The organism is Aliiruegeria haliotis (genome assembly GCF_003003255.1).
Lineage (GTDB): Bacteria > Pseudomonadota > Alphaproteobacteria > Rhodobacterales > Rhodobacteraceae > Tropicimonas > Tropicimonas haliotis.
Genome location: NZ_PVTD01000003.1, coordinates 46986 through 67185, shown reverse-complemented (window position 1 = coordinate 67185; position 20200 = coordinate 46986). Strand labels below are relative to the sequence as shown.

Annotated in this window: 18 protein-coding genes; 10 read left to right on the top strand and 8 right to left on the bottom strand. The window is 63.9% G+C overall.

Annotation, left to right across the window (positions count from 1 at the left end; translation table 11 throughout):
- Window positions 1-13: 13 nt before the first annotated feature.
- From CLV78_RS09570 to CLV78_RS09560, 3 genes are all read right to left on the bottom strand, one after another.
- The gene (locus CLV78_RS09570) at window positions 14-718 is read right to left on the bottom strand and encodes a glutathione S-transferase (protein WP_146136672.1); all 705 of its coding nucleotides are present in this window, start codon (window positions 716-718) and stop codon (window positions 14-16) included.
- On the bottom strand, window positions 715-2172 hold the full coding sequence (locus CLV78_RS09565) for an aldehyde dehydrogenase family protein (RefSeq protein ID WP_106204588.1): 1458 nt from the start codon (window positions 2170-2172) through the stop codon (window positions 715-717). Before CLV78_RS09565 ends, CLV78_RS09570 begins: the two co-directional genes overlap by 4 nt.
- A 93-nt stretch (window positions 2173-2265) precedes the next feature.
- The gene (locus CLV78_RS09560) at window positions 2266-2931 is read right to left on the bottom strand and encodes an NnrU family protein (protein WP_106204587.1); all 666 of its coding nucleotides are present in this window, start codon (window positions 2929-2931) and stop codon (window positions 2266-2268) included.
- 169 nt (window positions 2932-3100) lie between these two features.
- Between CLV78_RS09560 and CLV78_RS09555 the strand changes: the two genes are divergently transcribed.
- The gene (locus CLV78_RS09555; RefSeq protein ID WP_106204586.1) at window positions 3101-4471 is read left to right on the top strand and encodes a phosphohexomutase domain-containing protein; all 1371 of its coding nucleotides are present in this window, start codon (window positions 3101-3103) and stop codon (window positions 4469-4471) included.
- Between the two features lie 91 nt (window positions 4472-4562).
- On the opposite strand, the gene CLV78_RS09550 is transcribed toward CLV78_RS09555, so the two are convergent.
- Genes CLV78_RS09550 through CLV78_RS09530 form a run of 5 tightly spaced genes read right to left on the bottom strand, consistent with a single transcriptional unit; the run spans window position 4563 to window position 9211 of the window.
- Complete coding sequence (locus tag CLV78_RS09550; protein ID WP_106204585.1) at window positions 4563-5633, bottom strand: DUF1513 domain-containing protein; 1071 nt, start codon at window positions 5631-5633, stop codon at window positions 4563-4565.
- Between the two features lie 8 nt (window positions 5634-5641).
- Window positions 5642-7207: a di-heme oxidoreductase family protein gene (locus CLV78_RS09545; RefSeq protein WP_106204584.1), complete on the bottom strand. Its 1566-nt coding sequence runs from the start codon at window positions 7205-7207 to the stop codon at window positions 5642-5644.
- Complete coding sequence (gene bfr / locus CLV78_RS09540; RefSeq protein WP_106204583.1) at window positions 7179-7664, bottom strand: bacterioferritin; 486 nt, start codon at window positions 7662-7664, stop codon at window positions 7179-7181. Before bfr ends, CLV78_RS09545 begins: the two co-directional genes overlap by 29 nt.
- Entirely contained in the window at window positions 7639-7905 is a 267-nt protein-coding gene (locus CLV78_RS09535; protein ID WP_106204582.1) for a (2Fe-2S)-binding protein, read from the bottom strand. Before CLV78_RS09535 ends, bfr begins: the two co-directional genes overlap by 26 nt.
- Window positions 7906-7957: 52 nt before the next feature.
- Complete coding sequence (locus tag CLV78_RS09530) at window positions 7958-9211, bottom strand: imelysin family protein (protein WP_106204581.1); 1254 nt, start codon at window positions 9209-9211, stop codon at window positions 7958-7960.
- Window positions 9212-9398: 187 nt separating this feature from the next.
- Between CLV78_RS09530 and CLV78_RS09525 the strand changes: the two genes are divergently transcribed.
- The 9 genes from CLV78_RS09525 to CLV78_RS09485 all read left to right on the top strand — a co-directional run bounded on the left by CLV78_RS09525 (window position 9399) and on the right by CLV78_RS09485 (window position 20154).
- Entirely contained in the window at window positions 9399-10532 is a 1134-nt protein-coding gene (locus tag CLV78_RS09525) for a serine hydrolase domain-containing protein (RefSeq protein WP_158263498.1), read from the top strand.
- Window positions 10533-10769: 237 nt separating this feature from the next.
- Window positions 10770-12383, top strand: a complete 1614-nt coding sequence (locus tag CLV78_RS09520; protein ID WP_211300969.1) for a peptide ABC transporter substrate-binding protein — start codon at window positions 10770-10772, stop codon at window positions 12381-12383.
- Between the two features lie 64 nt (window positions 12384-12447).
- Window positions 12448-13371: an oligopeptide ABC transporter permease OppB gene (oppB, locus tag CLV78_RS09515; RefSeq protein ID WP_106204579.1), complete on the top strand. Its 924-nt coding sequence runs from the start codon at window positions 12448-12450 to the stop codon at window positions 13369-13371.
- Between the two features lie 10 nt (window positions 13372-13381).
- On the top strand, window positions 13382-14308 hold the full coding sequence (locus tag CLV78_RS09510) for an ABC transporter permease subunit (RefSeq protein WP_106204578.1): 927 nt from the start codon (window positions 13382-13384) through the stop codon (window positions 14306-14308).
- A gap of 1 nt (window position 14309) precedes the next feature.
- The gene (locus CLV78_RS09505) at window positions 14310-15278 is read left to right on the top strand and encodes an oligopeptide/dipeptide ABC transporter ATP-binding protein (RefSeq protein WP_106204577.1); all 969 of its coding nucleotides are present in this window, start codon (window positions 14310-14312) and stop codon (window positions 15276-15278) included.
- Window positions 15275-16282: an oligopeptide/dipeptide ABC transporter ATP-binding protein gene (locus tag CLV78_RS09500; protein ID WP_106204576.1), complete on the top strand. Its 1008-nt coding sequence runs from the start codon at window positions 15275-15277 to the stop codon at window positions 16280-16282. The genes CLV78_RS09505 and CLV78_RS09500 overlap by 4 nt, the downstream gene beginning before the upstream one ends.
- Before the next feature lie 101 nt (window positions 16283-16383).
- The gene (locus CLV78_RS09495; RefSeq protein WP_106204575.1) at window positions 16384-17112 is read left to right on the top strand and encodes a paraquat-inducible protein A; all 729 of its coding nucleotides are present in this window, start codon (window positions 16384-16386) and stop codon (window positions 17110-17112) included.
- A complete protein-coding gene (locus CLV78_RS09490) occupies window positions 17105-17758 on the top strand; it encodes a paraquat-inducible protein A (protein WP_106204574.1) in 654 nt (217 codons plus the stop codon). The genes CLV78_RS09495 and CLV78_RS09490 overlap by 8 nt, the downstream gene beginning before the upstream one ends.
- Entirely contained in the window at window positions 17755-20154 is a 2400-nt protein-coding gene (locus tag CLV78_RS09485) for an MlaD family protein (RefSeq protein ID WP_158263497.1), read from the top strand. Before CLV78_RS09490 ends, CLV78_RS09485 begins: the two co-directional genes overlap by 4 nt.
- The last annotated feature ends 46 nt before the right edge of the window (window positions 20155-20200 follow it).

Genomic DNA, 20200 nt, shown 5'->3' with positions numbered 1-20200 from the left:
CGGCTGTCAGGCCTCAGCCGGTGCCAAGCATGCCCAGAAGCGATTCCTCGATCTGTCCCGCGCAATAGAGCGCCATCGCGTTGGCATCATGTTCGGCCCGCATTGCAGAGATTGCGGGCGTTTCGGCGATCCGGTGCGATAGCGCGGCGACTGCGGGGGCATGTTCCCGGAGCAGCGGCGCAAGCGGCGGGAGCTTGTCCGTCATCGTGTGCCAGAGCGCGGACGTGGCAAGATCGGCGATCCCCGGTACCTCGGTGCCGAGCATATGGCCGGCGCGATCGGTGAGCCCGTTGGCGCGGCCCAACGCCTCGAACATCTGCATCCAGCGGGGGAGGCGGGCCGAAACGAAGGTGTCCCACGCCGGCCGCGTCCACATCATGGCGCCACAGGAGCAGGTAAGCTCCTGCAGCACATCGGTGCAGTCGCCCAGGACCTTCACGGTCATTGCCCGGCCTGCCGAACTCTCGGGTACAAGCCCGTGTTTCTCCCCGAGATAGAGCAGTATCGCCGCCATCTGGCTGAGCCAGAGATCGGCGCTCCGATCGTGCAGGAGCGGTGGTCCGACAAAGGGCAGTGGCTGTTCGGCGGGCGGAAGGTCTTTCAGGCGCACCAGCGCGTCCATGCCGGGCTCCTCCCATTGCGCCCCGACATGCGCCAGAACGAACCGTGGAAAATGCCCTCGGAAGGGAATGTTCCAGTAGTAGAGAGTGTAGGTCACGAACGAAGTCGCACGGCGATGTTCTTGGTCTGGACGTAGTTCATGAGCGCCTCCCGCCCTTTCTCGCGCCCGTAGCCCGACTTGCCGTAGCCCCCGAAAGGCGTCTCCACGCCACCGGCGTACCACTCGTTGACAAAAACCTGCCCCGCCCGGAGTTTCGCGGCTGCCCGCATCGCGCGATCGAGATCCCGCGTGTAGACCCCGCCAACGAGCCCGTAGGGCGTCCCGTTCGCGATATCGATGGCGGTGTCATCGTCGCTGAACCGGAGGACAGACAGCACGGGTCCGAAGATTTCCTCCTGTGCGATCTTCATGTCCGGCGCGACGTCAAAGAGCACGGTTGGCCTCAGGAAAGCGCCGGAGTGGTCCTTCGGGCGCTGCCCGCCGGTGGCCAGGTTGGCTCCGGCGCTGATGGCCTCCGTGACCATGGACTCGGCCCGGTCCCGCTGCTGAAGGGAGATCATCGCCCCCATGTTCGGGCCGTAGTCGCGTCGATCGATGCCGGGACCGACGGAAAGCGCGCCCGCCATCTCCGCGATGCGCTCCACCAGTTCGTCATGCCGGCTCTCGTGCACGATTACCCGGCTCATGGCCGAACAGACCTGCCCGGCATTGTAGAAGATCCCCCAGCGTACATCGTTCACGAAGGCATCGAGGTCGGCATCGGAATGCACGATGGCCGCCGATTTTCCACCGAGTTCCAGGATGGTCGGAACCACGGTGTTTGCGGCGGCCTTGGCGATGGACGTGCCGGTGGCGACCGAGCCGGTAAAGACGATCTGGTTGACACCCGGATGGGCCGCCAGAGCCGCGCCTGCCTCGCGCCCGTATCCGCAGATCACGCTTACCGCTCCCGTGGGCAGACCGGCGGCTTCCGCGGCTCGGGCGAACCACGCGGTGGAAAGCGGGGCGAGTTCCGGCGACTTGACCACTACGGCGTTGCCGGTGGCCAGCGCCGCGGAGAGCGAGCGGGCGGTCACTTCCAGGGGGTAGTTCCACGGGATGATCTGGGCGGAGACGCCAAATGGTTCGTGAACGGTGAAATCGAAATAACCCGCCCCAAGCGGGATCGAGCGGCCTTCGACGGTCTCTGCCTGATTGCCGTAGTACTCGAAGTAGCGCGCGGCGCCGTGCACTTCGACCCGTGCTTCCCAGAGCGGCTTGCCCTGTTCAAGTGTCAGCAACTCGGAGATCTCGTCGACATGTTCGAGCAGGTATCGCCCCATTGCCTGCACCATTCGGCCACGGTCGACAGGTCGCAGGCCGGAGAACTCGCCAGCGAGGTGCACCTGCCGGGCCGCCTGCACGGCATGGTCCACGTCACGGGCATCGGCCAGTGCCTGGCGGGCCAGCACCTTGCCGCTGGCCGGGTCGGTGACGTCGATCCAGCCGGCCCCGCCGTCGACCCATTCGCCGTCGATGTAGTTCTGCCAGGTTTCCTTGAGTTCGGTCATTGGGGCCTCTGGAATGAAGGAATGCTACCGAATGTCGTAAAGCGGAAAGCTCCCGGCGTGAACCTCTTCCGGTTTCCTGCGGTTTCGGCCACGTCAGAATGCCGGCTGGATTCCGATGACCGGTCCGTGAAGCGCCAGCAGACCCGCATAGGCGAGTGCGCCGATCCCAAGGCGCAGCAGGCCGGATCCGGTCGGGTGGAACATGCGGCGCGTGCTGGAGAGTTCCTGCCACCTGACCGCCCCGAGATCGTGGCGTTTTCGCCGGTCGATAAGGCGCATCCCCAGAAGGCTGAAGCCGGCGAACGTGCCAAAGAGCAGCACATGTGCGAGCGCGCCATTGGCTGGCAGGTGCGCAAGAGACCAGAGCAGTAGCGCCAGCAACAAGGGGTGTCGATGCCAGCCGACAATGCCGGGATGACGTGGATCGAACCGCTCATCATGGGCGCCGCCTAAGGAAAGTGGATTGGGCCGGCCGATGGCGAGGGCTGCGATGGCAATCGCTAGCGCCATCAGCGTAAAGGCGACATGTGCCTGCCAGGGGGCCGGTGACCAAAGCTCGACATAAGGCGCACGACCGGCGGCGCGGATGAGCCAGTAGAGCATGCCGAGAGAGAGCAGCGAGTATGCGATCGTGAAACCGGCCGGGCCCAAATAGCCCTGCAAGCGTTTCTTGACGGATGGGCGGGTCGGGATCGAATGGCTCAGCAGGAACGCCGCAAAAACCGCGATGAACTCTCCCCAACCCTGTGACTCAACCATGTCAATCTCCCGTTCGCGACCGTCCCCGGGTTAGGGAATTCCATGTCTCCGGACAAGGGATCGCCCCCGCGACGCAACGCCCCCTGTGCGGTGTGGCCCGGGGGTGCTTGGCCATCCGCCGCCCGACGTGCATAAACGCGCCAGTCACATTTCATGCAGGGGGTCCGCATTGCGACTGGGCTGTTTCAAGAGCTACGATGTCCGGGGGCGGATTGGCGAGGATCTCGACGAGGATCTCTGCCGCAGGATCGGGCGCGCCTTCGTGGCGGTCATGACGCCGGGCAAGGTCGTCGTGGGGCACGATTGCCGCGCCAGTTCCGAGGCGTTCCACACCGCCGTGATCGAAGGGCTGCTGGAGAGCGGTGCCGATGTGCTCGACATCGGGCTGTGTGGCACCGAGGAAGTCTATTTCGCGACCGATCACTACGGTGCCGGTGGCGGAATCATGGTGACCGCCTCCCACAATCCGATCGACTACAATGGCATGAAGCTGGTCGGGCCGGGGTCGCGGCCGATCTCGCCCGAGGGCGGGTTCCAACAGATGCACGACCTCGTGGCGGACGGTATCGCGGCCGCCAATGTCCCGCCGGGGACGCGAACGCGGGTCGACCATCGAGCGGCCTATGTCGACAAGGTGCTGTCCTTCGTCGATCCCGCTGCGCTGGGGGCGTTCAAGGTCCTGGTGAATGCCGGCAACGGCTCGGCCGGGCCGACCTTCGATGCGCTGGCCGACGCGCTGGCCAGACGTGGGGCGCAGCTCGATTTCGTGACCCATCACCATACACCTGACGGCACCTTTCCCAACGGGATCCCCAACCCGCTCCTGCCAGAGAACCGCCCCCAGACCGCAGAGGCGGTGATTGCAGAGGGTGCCGATATCGGCATCGCATGGGACGGTGACTTCGACCGGTGTTTCCTTTTTGACGAGGGCGGTGCCTTCATCGACGGCGAATACCTGGTGGGGCTTCTGGCGGAAGCCTTTCTTGCCAGGACGCCGGGCGCAAGGGTCGTGCACGATCCGCGTGTCCAGTGGAACACACTGGACCTGGTGGCGCGGGCAGGTGGCGAGGCCGTCGTTTCGAAGACCGGCCATGCCCACGTGAAGGGAACCATGCGAGAGGCGGATGCCGTCTACGGCGGCGAGATGTCGGCGCATCACTATTTCCGGGATTTCATGTATTGCGACAGCGGGATGATCCCTTGGTTGCTGGTGCTGGAGCACATGGCCAAGACAGGGAAACCGCTTTCTGCCCTGATCGGCGACATGCGCGACGCCTATCCCTCTTCCGGGGAGATCAACTTCAAGGTTTCCGACGCCGCCGCGGCGATGGAGGCGATCGAGGCCGCGCTTGTCGACGACACTTGCGAGATCGACCGCATGGACGGCGTCAGCCTGAGCTTTGCGAACAGGCGGCTGAACCTGCGGCGATCCTCGACCGAGCCGGTATTGCGGTTGAACGTGGAAACACGAGGCGACCGCGCCCTGCTGAACGAAACGACGGCGCAGGTCGTCGAGATGATCAAGCCTTTCGAAGCCTGACGCCATCGGAACGGTGCCCATGTGGCCTGAGGGCAGAACCGGAGCCAGTTCCCTTCGCGAGCCGGGCGCGGAAGGGTGCCGAGGGTCGTATTCAGGTCGCGGGCAGGGCCACGAGGTGATTGTCCCAGGCCCAGTCTCCGGTCACAGGGATGAACCTGCTCTGCACCGAGGTGCCGATGCGCACCCCGCCTTTGACGGTGATGGCCACGCCTTCCGCTGTCGTGGCGGCGCCGCTGGCGACATCCCATGACCGAACGGGGCCGGGGGCTCCTGTGGTGGCGTCGAAGAACAGCACCCGATTTCCCTTCGGGCCGGTCAAGGCGATCTCGGAGCCGTCAGACGACACCGCGATCGAGCCCGCATAGTGTTTTAGCTCCGCCATCTGAGGGTGGGTGACGAACCGCAGCGGTTCTCCGCGCTGGTGGCGGGCGATCAGCGGGACCTGCGAAAACGGTGCGCCCTGCCATTGCAGGGCAATCGCCACCTGCCCCGAGCGGTCGGCCGCGAGGTGCCGGATGGAGTTCCGGCGCAGATCCTCTGGCGGCGTCACCTGCTCCAAGATGGCCCCTTCGGCATCGACATAGGTCAGGTTCGGTTGCATCGCCGGGATGTTCAGCTTCTTGCGGGCGAAATCCGGATGCGTCTGTATGCCCCCGTTCGCAATCGCGAAAATCCCGTCCGGCAATCGGATCACCTCGTGCGGGCCAATGCCACCGGAGGGGAACTCGCCCAAGCGGGCATAGCCTTTCTCCGCATCCCAGATGCCGATGCGCCCGTCGGGTATGTCATAGGCGTTCTCGGTGGTCAGGAGAAACCGACCATCCGCCGTGAACGCGCCGTGGCCATAGAAATGGCGGTCTGCCGGGCTGTCGAGGCGTGCGATTTCCGTGCCGGAGGAGCAATCGATAACCACCGCGAAACGGCCGGGACGACGGGCAAAGGCGACGGCCTCCGCGCGCTCGGGGTGCACGGCGGCTGCGTGACCCCGTCCTGGCACCGGAAAGGCAAAGGGCACTTCGCCGGTGGCTGTCAGCCCCACCAGCCATGTGCTGTTTCCCGGTCTTGCCCCGGCAGCGATGAAATCCGCAGGCGGAAGGCTGGCCCAGGCAGGTGCGGTCAGGAGTGCGGCGCTTCCGGCGGCGAGGAAATGACGTCTGCGCATTGGGGGCCTCAGAGTGACTCCAGGAAAGCGATCAGGGCCTCGCGATCCTCTGCCGGCATGAACCGGACCGACTCGCGCGCGGCCTCCGCTTCTCCGCCATGCCACAGAACGGCTTCCAGAAGCGAGCGGGCACGGCCGTCATGCAGGAACATCGTATGGCCGGAGACGTCCTCGGTTCGCCCGATCCCCCAGAGCGGGGCGGTGCGCCATTCCCGGCCCGAAGCCGCCGCTTCCGGCCGGTTGTCTGCAAGCCCCTCGCCCATGTCATGGAGCAGCAGGTCACTGTAGGGCCAGATCAATTGGAAGCTTTGCTCTGGCTGACCGTCGAGGCGGTGGGTGACGAACTTCGGTTGGTGACAGCTGGCGCAGCCGCTATCGTGAAAAATCTGCTTCCCGCGAAGTACCTGCGGGGCGTCGACCTCCCGACGTGCCGGCGGCGCGAGGTTGCGCGTGAAAAAGGTCACGAGGTCCATGCCTATAGAGGGGATCTCCAGCCCCTCATCATTCCCGGACTGTCCATGAGGAGCCGTTCGGCAAGTCTCCTGCGCCTCGGTGCAGTTTCCCCAGGGCGCGCGATGGATCGGGGTGGAAATCCCGATGTCGTTGAAGAATGCATCCGAACCCTGCTGCGCGAGCGTGGGTTGCCCGGCCTTCCAGCCGAACCGCCCGAGCATCCACTGCTGGAATTCCAGCGACCAGACCCTGTTGGGCCTGCCCGATATGCCGTCTGCATCGCGGTCGTCGGGATCTGCCAGTGCAAGGATATCGGCCTCCGGGACTGCCTCAAGTAGTCCAAGGCCGATCATCGGGGGCGCCACTCGTGGGCTGATCTGAAGATCCGGGTGCGGCGTGCCGTGCCCGGGGGCGCGAATGGTATAGGCAGGCTTGCGCAGCTCGATCACCGTTCCATCGCCCAGTTCCACCGGCAGTGGTTCATAGGCGATGGCGACACGACCTTCGGCGGGGATCCCGGCAACGGTCTTGTCCTGTAGTTGCGTGCCGTAGACGGGCTCCGGTGCGACGCCGATCCGAGCGATCGCCCCGGCATCGAGGGATGAGGCCGCGACGGGAATGGAGAGGCGCAGAACCATCGACACGCCTCGATCCTCAGGCCCCTCGGGCGGATGCCCGCGACCGTCGCGGATGTGACAGGACTTGCAGCCCCGCCCGTTGAAAAGCGGTCCCAGCCCGTCACTGGCGGTGGTCGCCGATGGGGCCGCGACCCAGAGTTTCCTGAAGAAGCCGTTGCCGACCCGGAAGTCGAGCCCCGTGTCCGGCTCCATGTTGGCAGAGGGCAGGGAGAACGGCGTGCGCGTCGCGAAATCGAAATGTGTCGTGGCGCCACCGGGGCGAGCTTCGTAGGGCTCGGCGGAGGTGAAATCCTCCGGCGCTCCGGTGACGGCCTCGACGCGCGCGGCTTCTTCGGCGCTGCGCGGCACGACAGGGAGGTGCGGCTCCCCCCAACCGGCCAGATCGCTTGCGGAACTGGCCGGGATGGGGAGGCCCAGGAAGATCGCCGCGACCGCGGCGCGCCAATGGCAGGTACTACTCTGCCGAGTCCATCGGGCTTGCATTGAGCTGGGCATATTTCGCGGCGCCGAGCTTCTCGTGCAGGTCGAGCTGGGTCTCAAGGAAATCGATATGGCCTTCTTCATCCGCCATCAGCTCCTGGAAGAGCTCCATCGAAACGAAGTCGCCGACCGACTGGCAATAGGACCGCGCCTCTTGATAGAGCGCACGGGCCTCCTGTTCGGCGGCCAGGTCGCATTCCAGCGTTTCCTTCGGGTCCTGCCCGATGCGAAGCGGGTCGAGCTTCTGCAGGTTCGGGTGTCCTTCGAGGAACAGGATGCGTTCGATGAGCTTGTCCGCGTGGTTCATCTCCTCGATGCTTTCCTCGCGGCTTTTCTTGGCCATATGGGCGAGTCCCCAGTCATCCTGGAGGCGATAGTGCAGCCAGTACTGGCTCACTGCCGTCAGCTCGCTGCGCAATGCCTTGTTGAGGTACTCAATGACCTTCTTGTCGCCTTTCATAATTGAATTCCTTTGCTTTTCCGACTCTCAACGAGCGGAGGGGGGCTGGGACTTCCATGTTGTCATTGCGGCGCATCGTGGACAAGAACAATGGCATGCAGCCGCCGCAATCCGCGGTCTTTCCGAGGGCGCGGTAGATCTTGCCGGGGGTGATGATCGTGCTGTCATCCGCAGCGCGCATCCAGTCGATGGCGGCATCGATGTCCCGGTCGGTGATGTTCTGGCAATGGCAGACGATCATCTGGCTGTATCCGTGCGAATGGGGGCGCTCCAGCGGAACGCCCCTTTGGGGGTTACTGGAAAACCGCGTTGGGGCTGTCGAGGCTGTCGGAGCCTTCGAAGTCGATCTTTTCGAGGCCGATGGCGGTCACGGCGCGGTCGATGTTGCGGGTCTGTGCCACCAACGCGTCGATGGCGTCCTGAACCAGCGCATTGCCGTCCTCGTTGCCAGCAGCGATGAGCTGGTCGTAGGCGGTGCCGGCCTCGGCGGAGGCTACGATTGCACCGAGTTTCTCCATCGTCGTTTCGATGTCGGCCTTCAGCGCGTCGGCCAAATCCGCGTCCTTTTCCTTCACGACGTCGTAGAGCGACGGCCCCTCGATCATCGAGCCATCAATACGCGTGTAGGTGCCGAGGTAGACGTTCTGGATGCCCTGACCGTCGTAAAAATGCGACGCGTGGGTGTTGTCGGAGAAGCAGTCATGCTCTTCCTCGGGGTCGTGCAGCAGCAGCCCCAGCTTCATCCGCTCTCCGGCCTGTTCCCCGTAGGAGAGCGAGCCCATTCCAGTGAAGGCCATGACAAGCCCCTGCGCCGGATCCGCGGTCACTTCGTTGCGGCCTTGCCCACCCTCGCTCCACAGCACGACAGCCTCCTCAAGATCCGAAATCAGCAGATCGGCGGCGGAAAGAAGATACTGGATGCGGCGTTCGCAATTGCCGCCGGTGCAATTGGCCGGGTCGAAATCGGTCACCGGGCGCGTGCCGGCGCCGGCCTCTGTGCCGTTCAGGTCCTGCCCCCAGAGCAGAAACTCGATGGCATGGTAGCCAGTCGTGACATTGGCCTCGATCCCGTCGATCTCGTGCATGGATTGCAGAAGCTCGGGCGTGATGGTTGCCGCGTCCACCTTGGTGCCGGACACGTCCAGCGCCGGGTTGGCGATCACGTTCGCGTCCGAGAACGGGTTTTCGTCGTTGAGGCCAGCGTTGCCCGCGACATAGTCGATCAGACCCTCGTCGAGCGGCCATGCATTGACCTTGCCCTCCCACGCATCGACGACCGGGTTGCCGAAGCGGAATGCCTCGGTCTGCTGGTAGGGAACGCGTGCGGCGATCCAGGCGGCCCTGGCGGCGTCAAGGTTGGCCGCTGTCGGTGCGGCGACGAGGGCGTTGAGCGCGCCCTTGAGCGTCTTTGCGGTTTCCAGGCTGTCCTCGTACCCGGCCAGCGCGATGTCGGCATAGTTCGAGAGGACATCGGAGGGGGCCGCTGCATGGGCGTGAAGTGCCGTGCCGGAGAGCAAAGCGGCGAAGGCGGTGGTGCGAAGAATCATGACTGTCCCTGTTCGCGAATGTGCAATTGTTCTGGTGCCTGATTACCATATAAAAACACTCAGACAAGATGTCGTCGAGTAAAATACTCGGAAATATGTCGGCAGGTTGTCTCCCGGCCGCCAGTCGTCCAGTCTCGCTGCGCTGAAGGTCGCGCAGGAAGCGCGCCAGAACCGAGAGGATGTCATCGTGATCGACAGTCTGGATCGGCTGCTGCGAGCGGCGATCGCGGAGGGGCCATATCTCAATGGCGCCGTTTGCCTGATTGACCCGGACGGTTGGGAAGTACCGCTGGTTCACGGGATCCTTGCGCCCGAGAGCGAGGGCAAAGCGGACCCCTTGACCGATCCCGGCCTGCGAATGCGCATGGCCTCGATCTCGAAGGCGGTCACGGCGCGTATCGCGTGTGAACTGGCCGCGCGCGGAGATTTGGATCTGGACACCAAGGTTTCAGATGTCCTCGACGCCGGAGAGGGAGGTGCCCGGGTAGAGGGCATCACTGTGAAACACCTGCTCAACCACACTTCTGGTCTGACCGACCACGCCGGATACATCTTCGAGCCGCCGACATCGCCGTTGGAGTACCTCGTGGCACATGCGAATCGCGCTGTCAGCGGGCACCCGCCGGGCGGCTGGTTCAAATACGCCAACCTAAATTACGTCTTGCTGGGCAGCTTGCTCGAAGCGGTCACCGGTGATCGGTTCGATCACCTCGCGCGCGACCTGGTTCTGGGGCCGGCGGGGATACAGGGGGGCTTCAACTGGGCCGGGGTCTCCCCGAAGCGTCGGGATCGACGGCTTCAGATCTACCAGCGATTCGGCGACCGGCTTGAATGCCAGACCGAACCCGATGGCGCAGACTGGAATGCGGATATCGTCTGGGGGGACGGGCGGGGTATATCCTTCGCCGATTATGTCCCGGTGCGCGATACGTTGCTGTTCTCGCCGCATGCCGGTCTCCGGATGAACGTGATCGAGGCTGCCCGACTTGGCCGGTTCCTTGGCGCCGATACGCCGGGCGGACGTCTGCAACGGGAAGCAACGTGGAAATTCAACCCGTTGGCGCCCAATGGAACCGATTGCGATGGGCTCTACGGAGAGTTCGGGCTTGGGGTGATGGCCTACCGGGATACCCCTCGGATCGCAGGGCCGCTGGTGGGGCACGCGGGTCACGCGCTGGGGTTCACCGGCGGTGTCTGGTTCAACGAATCGACCGGTCGCGCGCTCGCGATTGCCCTCACCGGGTCGGCCGACCTGACCGATGGGTGCGACGATGAAGTCTTCTATGCCGCGCCCGAACTGGCACTTATGAAGTCTATCTGACAACGGTCGATTTCTGCCTTCTGCGCAATCCCGCACACGCGTGACTTGAGGCCCCGCCAGTCTCCACTTAGGCGCACCGAACAGCGCCTCGAATGGCCGCGCTTCCGCTACGGAACTCTTGCGGATTGCGCGGGGCAGAATTTATTGGCGCCACCGATTGTCGGCGGTCATAGTGCCGTCAGACAGGCCGTGACCTCGTCGGTCGCGGCCCGTGTCGAAATCAACAGGGAGACAGACATGCACCTCAAGGCAACTCTGAAGCTCACCGCTGCGGCGCTGCTCATCGCGGGTACAGCGATGGCGGCTGGCGAGCACCCGGTCACGGGCGAGAAGCTTTCCGACAACCAGACCTTCACCTACCGTTTGCTGGACCAGTTTCCGACTCTGGACCCGCAACTGAACGAAGAGACCGCCGGTTCGCACGTGATCCGTGACCTCTTCGAAGGGCTGATGATCCAGGACGCCGACGGCAACCTGATCCCGGGCGTGGCCGAGAGCTACGAGGCCACCAACGGCAACAAGACCTACACCTTCAAGCTGCGTGACGCGAAGTGGTCCAACGGCGATCCCGTAACCGCACATGACTTCGTCTATGCCTGGCAGCGTGCGGCCAACCCCGAGACCGCCTCGCCCTACGCCTGGTATGTCGAGCTGACTTCGATGGTGAACGCGGCCGAGATCGTGGCCGGCGAGAAAGACCCGTCCGAACTGGGCGTGAAGGCCATCGACGACAAGACGCTCGAAGTGCAGCTGACACAGCCGCTGCCCTACTTCCCCGCGATGACCACCTACGCGACGCTCTCCCCCGTCCACAAGGCGACGGTCGAGGCACATGGTGCGAAGTGGACCGACCCGGAGAACATCGTCTCCAACGGCGCCTATACCCTGACGGAAATGGTTCTGAACGAGTATCACACCCGTGAGAAGAACCCGATGTACTGGAACGCCGACAGCGTCATCATCGAGAAGACCACAGGCCTCGTTATCAATTCCGAGACCCAGGCGCTGACCCGCTACAAGGCCGGCGAGTTCGACCACCTTGAACCGCTTCCCGCGGGCCAGTTCCCGGCGCTGAAGGAAGAGCTTCCGGACGAAGCGACCTCCGTGCCGCGCCTCTGCTCGTACTACTACGCGTTCAACCTGCGTCCCGACGCCAAGCCGGAGATCCAGGATCCGAAGGTACGCCGCGCGCTGACGCTCGCCATCGACCGCGACGTGATCGTGAACCAGGTGCTGAAGGGTGGCCAGTGGCCGGCCTACAACTTCACCCACCTCAAGACCGCTGGCTTCGAGATGCCGGAGATCGATTTCGCGGGCATGTCCCAGGCCGATCGCGACGCAGAAGCGAAGAAGCTGATGGAAGAATCCGGCGTGACGGATCTCGACCTGAAGCTGATCTACAACACCTCTGAGAGCCACAAGCAGATCGCCACGATCGTCTCCCAGATGTGGAAGCAGAAACTCGGTGTCACGACCACGCTCGAGAACATGGAGTGGAAGACCTACCTCAACATCCGTCGTGACGGCAATTTCGACGTCGCCCGCTCCGCATGGTGCGCCGACTACAACGAGGCCTCGACCTTCCTCGACCTGCTGACCACGACCCACGGCTCCAATGACGGCAAGTTCTCGAACGCCGAATACGACGAGCTGATGGCCGCATCGAAGACGTCGGACAACCCGAACGAGATGTACACCAAGGCCGAGCAGATCATCGCGGACGAATCGGCGATCGCACCGATCTACCACTACGCCAACACCTTCCTGCTGTCCTCGGACATCAAGGGCTGGCCCTACAACAACGCCGAAAACAACTGGTACTCCAAAGACCTGTACCGTGTGGCTGAATAAGTCGCAGTAACGGCAGGGCGCGCGGGCTTCCCCTCGCGCGCCCAAACCTTTATCAGGCCCCCCCATGCTGTCATTCATCATCCGCAGGCTGGCCGTCGCCATCCCGACGCTGCTCATCCTGGTCGTATTCTCCTACTTGATAATGTACGCTGCCCCCGGCGGCCCGTTCGATGCCGAACGGACCCTCCCGCCTGAGGTCATGGCGAACCTCAATGCCAAGTATGGGCTCGATCAGCCATTGATCGTGCAGATGTGGAACTACGTCGTGAACGTAGTGGTCCATTTCGATTTCGGCCCGTCGTACCTGTACAAGGACCAGACGGTGAACGACATCATCAACCAGGGCTTCCCGGTGACTCTCACCTATGGGTTCTGGTCCTTCGTGGTGGCGACCATCGTCGGAATGACCCTCGGGATTACCGCTGCCGTCTATCACAATTCCTGGCTCGACTACCTCGCTGTCGGCATCTCGATCGGCGCGCAGGTGCTGCCGAACTTCGTTATGGCGCCGATCCTCGTGCTGGTGTTCACGCTCTGGCTCGGCTGGTTGCCGGGCGGCGGTTGGCAGGGTGGTCAGTGGGAGTACATCATCATGCCGGTGATCGCTCTTTCCACGTCCTTCATGGCCTCCATCGCACGTCTGACGCGGTCCTCCATGCTGGAAGTGCTCAACGCCAACTACATCCGGACCGCCCGGGCCAAGGGCCTGCCGATGCGCCGGGTGATCTTCCGCCATGCGCTCAAGCCGGCGCTGCTGCCGGTAGTGTCCTACCTCGGTCCCGCGTTTGTCGCCATGATCACCGGTTCCGTCGTGATCGACATGTATTTCTCGACCGGCGGCATTGGCATCTTCTTCGTCAACTCGGCGCTCAACCGGGACTATTCGGTGATCATGGGGATCACCATCCTGACTGGCGCGCTGACGATCCTTTTCAACCTCGTGGTCGATATCCTCTATGCTTGTATCGACCCGAAGATCCGTTACTGAGGCCACAGACATGATCCTCAGCCGCAAGAAAGCCCAGGACCTGGAAACCGCCGACATCGGCGCTGCGATCGAAGGCCGGTCGCTCTGGGCCGATGCCCGTATTCGCTTCTTCAAGAACAAGGCCGCGGTGACCGGGCTGGTCATCCTTGTGCTGGTCGGGCTCTTCGCCGCATTCGGCCAGTACCTGACCCCGTGGTCCAACGAGGAGGTCGATTGGGGCGTCCTCGGGCAGGTTGACACGATGGGTCGTCCGAGCTTCGAATCGAAGCACTATTTCGGGACCGACGATCTTGGCCGCGACCTCTTTGCCCGAACGGTTCAGGGCACGCAGATCTCGCTGATGGTCGGGTTGATCGGCGCCCTGATCGCCGTGGTCGTGGGCACGGTCTACGGCGCGACGGCCGGCTACTACGGCGGACGCATCGACAACGTGATGATGCGGATCGTCGATGTCATGCTTTCGATCCCCTACATGTTCGTGCTGATCCTGCTCCTGGTGATCTTCGGGCGCTCGGTGTTGATGCTCTTTGTCGGGATCGGGCTGATCTCCTGGCTCGACATGGCCAGGATCGCGCGCGGCCAGACGCTAAGCATCAAGAACAAGGAATTCGTGGAAGCCGCCCATGCCATAGGCGTCCGCCCGGGCACGATCATCCGCCGCCATATCGTGCCGAACCTTGCGGGCGTGGTGATTGTCTACTCGACCCTGCTGGTTCCCAGCATGATCATTTTCGAGAGCTTCATCTCCTTCCTCGGGCTCGGTGTGCAGGAACCCAACACGTCATGGGGCGCGCTGATTTCAGAGGGTGCAAAGCAGATGCAGTATGGAACCCTCTGGATGCTGCTCTTCCCGCTTTTCTTCTTCGTCATTACGCTGTTTGCCTTCTTCTTCGTCGGCGACGGGCTGCGTGATGCGCTCGATCCGAAGGACCGCTGACATGGCGCTTCTCGATATCCAGGACCTCGCCGTCCGTTTCCAGACCAACGATGGCACTGTCTCCGCCGTCAATGGCGTGACCTTCAAGGTCTACGAGGGCGACACGCTCGCGATCGTGGGCGAATCCGGTTCCGGCAAGTCGCAGACGGCCTTCGCCGCCATTGGCCTGCTGGCGCGCAACGGCCACGCCACGGGATCCGTCAAGTGGGACGGGCAGGAGATCCTGAACCTGCCAGAGGCAAAACTGAACAAGATCCGTTCCTCCGAGATCGCCATGATCTTCCAGGATCCGATGACATCGCTGAACCCGTTCATGAAGGTATCGGACCAGATGGAGGAGGTGCTGACCCTCCACCGTGGCATGTCTCGCAAGCAAGCGCGCGCCGAGTGTGTCCGCATGCTGGACGCCGTTCGCATTCCCGATGCCGCCGCACGGATCACCATGTACCCGCATGAGTTCTCGGGCGGCATGCGGCAGCGGATCATGATCGCGATGTCGCTGCTGTGCCGGCCTCGCCTTCTGATTGCCGACGAGCCGACCACGGCGCTCGACGTGACGGTGCAGGCGCAGATCATGGACCTGTTGCGGGACATCAAGGACGAGTTCAATACCGCGATGATCCTGATCACGCATGACCTCGGTATTGTCGCCGGTGCCTGCGAGCGCACGATGGTGATGTACGGCGGCCGGATCATGGAGCGCGGTCCGACCTCCGAGATCTTCGCGAGCCCGACGCATCCCTATACCCGTGGCCTTCTGGACGCCGTGCCCCGGCTCGATCGCAAGGAGGACGTGCTGCCGACGATCCCCGGCGAGCCGCCCGACATGCTGCGGGGCTTTGGCGGTTGCCCGTTCCAGCCGCGGTGCCCATTGGCGGACGACCTTTGCAAGACCCAGCCACCTGCCCTTGAACGCATCAGCGACGTGCGTGTGCGCGCCTGTCACCGCAGCCCGGAGGAGGTCGCATGAGCCAGCCGCTTCTGAAAGTCGAGGACCTCCAGGTCACCTTCGATGTGCGTCCGCGCGGCGCCTGGCCCTGGACGCCGTCGAACCAGCTGCATGCCGTCGGTGGTGTCTCCTTCGAGCTTGAAAAGGGCGAGACCCTCGGCATCGTGGGCGAGTCCGGTTCCGGCAAGTCCACCGTCGCCCGGGCCATCATAAACACCGTGCCGGCCTCTGGCGGGCGCGTGCTGTGGAAGGGCGAGGACCTGCTCCAGATGGGCAAGACTGCCCGCCGCCAGCACCGGCAGGCCGCGCAGATGGTCTTTCAGGACCCGCTGGCTGCACTCAACCCACGCATGAAGGTCGGTGAGATCATCGCCGAGCCGCTGATCACGCACGCACCGGACACGCCCAAGGCAGAGATCAAGCGTCGTGTGGGGGAGTTGATGGAGCGTGTCGGGTTGCTGCCCAACCTGATCAACCGATACCCCCACGAGTTCTCCGGAGGCCAGTGCCAGCGGATCGGCATCGCCCGCGCTCTGATCCTGAACCCGGAACTGGTGATTTGCGACGAGCCCGTTTCCGCGCTGGATGTCTCGGTGCAGGCGCAGGTGATCAACCTGCTGTCGGAGTTGCAACGCGACCTCGGCCTGTCCCTGATCTTCATCGCCCACGACCTGAGCGTGGTTAAGCACATCTCCGACAACATCCTCGTGATGTATCTTGGCCGGGTGATGGAGACGGCGGATGCCGATACGCTCATCGACAACCCGATCCATCCCTACACACGCTCGCTCGTGCAGGCCGTCCCGATTCCGGATCCGGAGGTCGAGCTCCACCGGGAGCACCCGGTTCTTGAGGGCGACCTGCCGTCGCCCTTGTCGCCGCCCTCGGGCTGTGTGTTCCGCACCCGCTGTCCAGTGGCCCAGGCTTCCTGTGCCGGCGATCGTCCGGTGATGCAGCAGATCGCACCGGGGCACGTCTCCTATTGCCCGATCACCGCGCAAGAGCGGGCGAACGAGACGGCTTGAGGGCACGGCGGTGGCATGCGCTGGATCGGGCCGGTCCAACGGCGCGGGCCTGTCCGCACGGCATTGCGCCCGGAGTTGCTGATGCTAGGGTGCAGGCGAAAATGAGCAGTACCACGGATCTCCAGCCGCTTCCCCCGGGAACGTCAGCCGCACTCGATGACCTGATTGCCTGCCCGTCCTGTGATGCGCTCTATCGCGTGGAGGTGCCGAAGCATGGCGAGCGGGCCGTCTGTGCGCGCTGCCATCACGTGCTCATCGCGCCGATCCAAGGGGCAATCCTGCGGATCGTTGCACTTTCGCTGACGATCCTCGTCCTGCTGATCACGGCCATTTTCCAGCCTTTTCTGAAGATCGAAGCGGCGGGGTTGAGCCATTCTTCCTCGATCGTGGACGCGGCGTTGTCGTTTTCGGAGGCACACATGATCGGGCTCTCGGTTGCCGTGCTGGCGCTGATCGTATTCATCCCGATCGCGCGAGCATTGCTCCTGATATTCTCGCTCGGCCCACTTCTCTTGCATCGCCCCGCCCTTCGCGGGGCCCGGAGCGCCTTTCGCTGGGCAGAGGCGATGCGGCCCTGGTCCATGGCAGAGATCTTCGTGCTCGGGGTTGGGGTGGCGTTGGTCAAGATCGTGGACATGGCACGGGTGGAACTCGGCCTTGCCTTCTGGATGTTCGCGGCCCTTGTCGTGATCACGGTGCTGCAAGACGGTTTCATGTGCCGCTGGTCGGTCTGGGCCGCGCTGGATTCGGGCCACCCGGATCCCTTCAATGCGGACCGCGACGACAGCGATGCGGAAACCGGGCTGAGGGAGGAACCCGGCCATGGTTGACGCTTCGCATCTTGCCGATTCTACCCCCACGGCACGAAAGGCCGGTCTTGTCGCCTGCACGCATTGTACGCGGGTCTGGCCGGGTGGCACGACGCGGTGTCCGCGATGCGGAGAAGCCGTCAGGTCCCGCGACACACGCTCATTGAGCCGGGTCTGGGCTTGGTGGGTCGTCGGGTTGATCTGTTACATCCCGGCCAATCTTTTCCCGATGCTGGAGACCACGTTCATGATGCGGACCTCTGGCGACACGATCGTCGGTGGCGCCGTGGTGCTCATGATGCACGGAGCTGTGCCGGTTGCGATTGTCATCCTGGTCGCCTCGGTCTGCATTCCGGTGGCGAAATTCATCGCGGTGGCCTACCTGGCCCTTTCCGTCCAGTACCGATGGAAATCCGACAGCCTCAAACGCTTGCAGCTCTACGAGGTGGTCGAGTTCATCGGCCGGTGGTCGATGATCGATGTCTTCGTCGTTGCCGTGCTTTCTGCGCTCGTGCAACTCTCCGTCTTTGTGTCCATTCATCCCGGACCAGCTGCCCTGACATTCGCCATGTCCGTCGTCTTCACCATGTTGTCCGCTCGGTCCTTCGACAGCCGACAGATCTGGGACAGCCTGGAGCCAGACCTTCCCGAGGAGCCCGAAACGTGACCGACCAGATTCCCCAAACCCCGGTCAAGCCCGCGAAGCGAAGCCTGTGGGAGCGTGTGTCCCTCGTCTGGGTGGTGCCCATCGCAGCCCTTGTCATCGCGCTCGGGATTGCGTGGCAGGCCTACCAGGATCGCGGCGCGCTGATCGAGATCGCCTTCGCCAAGGCCTCCGGTATCGTTGCCGAGCAGACGCAGTTGCGGTTCCGGGAAGTCTCTGTCGGCGTTGTCGAAACCGTTGCCTTCAGTGACGATCTGGCACAGGTCATCGCCCATGTCCGGGTGGACAAGGAAGTGGAGCCCTTCATCGACGCCGATGCGGTTTTCTGGGTGGTGCAGCCCGAGGTTTCGGCGCGCGGTATCTCCGGACTCGATACGGTTTTGGGCGGCGTCTACATCGAGGGAAGCTGGGACAATACTCCTGGCGGACTACAACGCCACTTCACGGGGCTGGAGGACAGGCCGGTGGCGCGGCCGGACCAGAAGGGCAGGGAAATCACCCTGACCACCACGACAGGGAAGGGGCTCTCCGAGGGGACCCCCATTCTCTTCAAGGGGATCGAGGTCGGTCGCGTGGGCAAGCCGCAACTATCGCCCGACGGGGTGACGATCACCGCGCAAGCCTTCATCAACTCCCCGCACGACCAACTGATGACGACCCGCAGCCGTTTCTGGGACGCGTCCGGGTTTTCCTTCAATCTCGGCGCTGGTGGGGCTTCCGTCGATGTCGAGAGCATCGCGTCGCTGATCACGGGCGGGATCAGTTTCGAGACCGTCGTGTCCGGCGGCGCTCCCGTGCCGGACGGACAGAGGTTTTCCGTTTTTGCCAGCCAGGATGATGCAAGAGCCAGCCTGTTCGAAGCCGGTGGTCCGGACGGTGCCAATGTCGAGATCGCCATGGTCTTCGAGGAGAACGTGCAAGGGCTGGCGGTGGGTGCACCGGTCACACTACGCGGGCTGGAGATCGGGGAAGTCGTTGGCCTGACCGGTCGTGTCGACGAGGCGCAATTCGGCGATGACCGGGTGCGGCTTATCGTGGTTCTCTCCATCGGACTTGAGCAGTTGCAGCTTGGCGAAGGCGCCACGGACGCAGAAGAGATCCTCGATTTCTTCGACGATGCCGTGGCCGAGGGGTGGCGCGCCCGCCTGGCCAGAGCGGGTTTGCTGTCCTCGGCGCTGCGCATCGAACTGGTACAGGTTCCGGATGCCGAACCGGCGCGGTTCCTGCGGGATGGTGATCCCTACCCGATCTTTCCAAGTGTCGCCGGCGAGACTTCCGGCGGCAGTGTCGGAGCCTCCGCCGAGGGCCTGCTGCAACGGGTCAATGACCTTCCTGTCGAGGAGCTCATGGCCAATGTCATCACCTTCGTGGAAAGCGCGACCGCCCTGGTGTCTAGCGAAGACCTGCAAAGCATCCCCTCCGAGGTCCGCGGGGCCGTGGAGGATGTTCGCACCGTTATCGGCAACGCCGACTTGCAGGCCTTGCCCGAACGCGTGAATGGTATCGCCGACGAGTTGCTGGCGGTCCTCGCGGACCTTGAAGAACGGGAAGGCGTGGCCAAGCTGGTCGAGGCGGTCGAGCAGGCCGGCGAGGCGGCGGCAGAGGTCGGCGAGAGCGTCGCGGGCGTTCCGGACTTGATCGAGCGGATCGATGCGGTGGTGCTCAAGGCTGAGGCGCTCGACCTGGAAGGACTGCTCGATCAAGCCAAGGGGCTGGCCGAAAGCGCGAACACGCTGATCGGCGCAGAGGCCACCCGGGCCTTGCCCGAGACATTGTCGGAGGCGCTCGGTGGCGTCGACGACGCCGTGCAGCAAGCCACGACGCTAATGTCCGATCTCAACGAGGCCGACGCGGTGTCCAAGTTGACCGGGGCGATCGAGAGTGCCAGTGCCGCAGCCGCAGATATCGGCACGGCGGCCGAGGGTCTGCCCGACCTGATCGACCAGATCCGGGCGGTGGCAGCCAAGGCCGAGGCAATGGACCTCGATGCGCTGGTCGACGAAGTCACGGGGCTTGTCGAAAGTGCGGATGCCCTGATCGGAACCGCCGCTGCCCAGGCTTTGCCTGAGAGCCTGAACGCCGCCCTCGACGAAGTGTCTGGTGCGCTGTCCGATCTTCGTGAAGGCGGCACGGTTGAAAGCGTGAATGCGGCACTTGCTTCGGCTGAGCAGGCGGCGGATTCCGTTGCAAGGGCCTCCAGTGAACTGCCCGACCTGGTGCGACGCACAGAGGCGGTCTTGCGGGAGGCCGAGCTTGCGATGGCGGGGCTGGCCGAGAGCGGAGCCCTGAACCGGGAGGCGCGCGCAGCCCTGCGCGAAATCAGCCGCGCGGCGGACTCCGTCCGTTCGCTTGCACGGACATTGGAGCGCAAGCCGAACGCGCTTCTGACCGGGAAATGAACCGGGGCGGTGAGCGATGCCGGGGGCGGCTCCCGCCCGTCGTCAG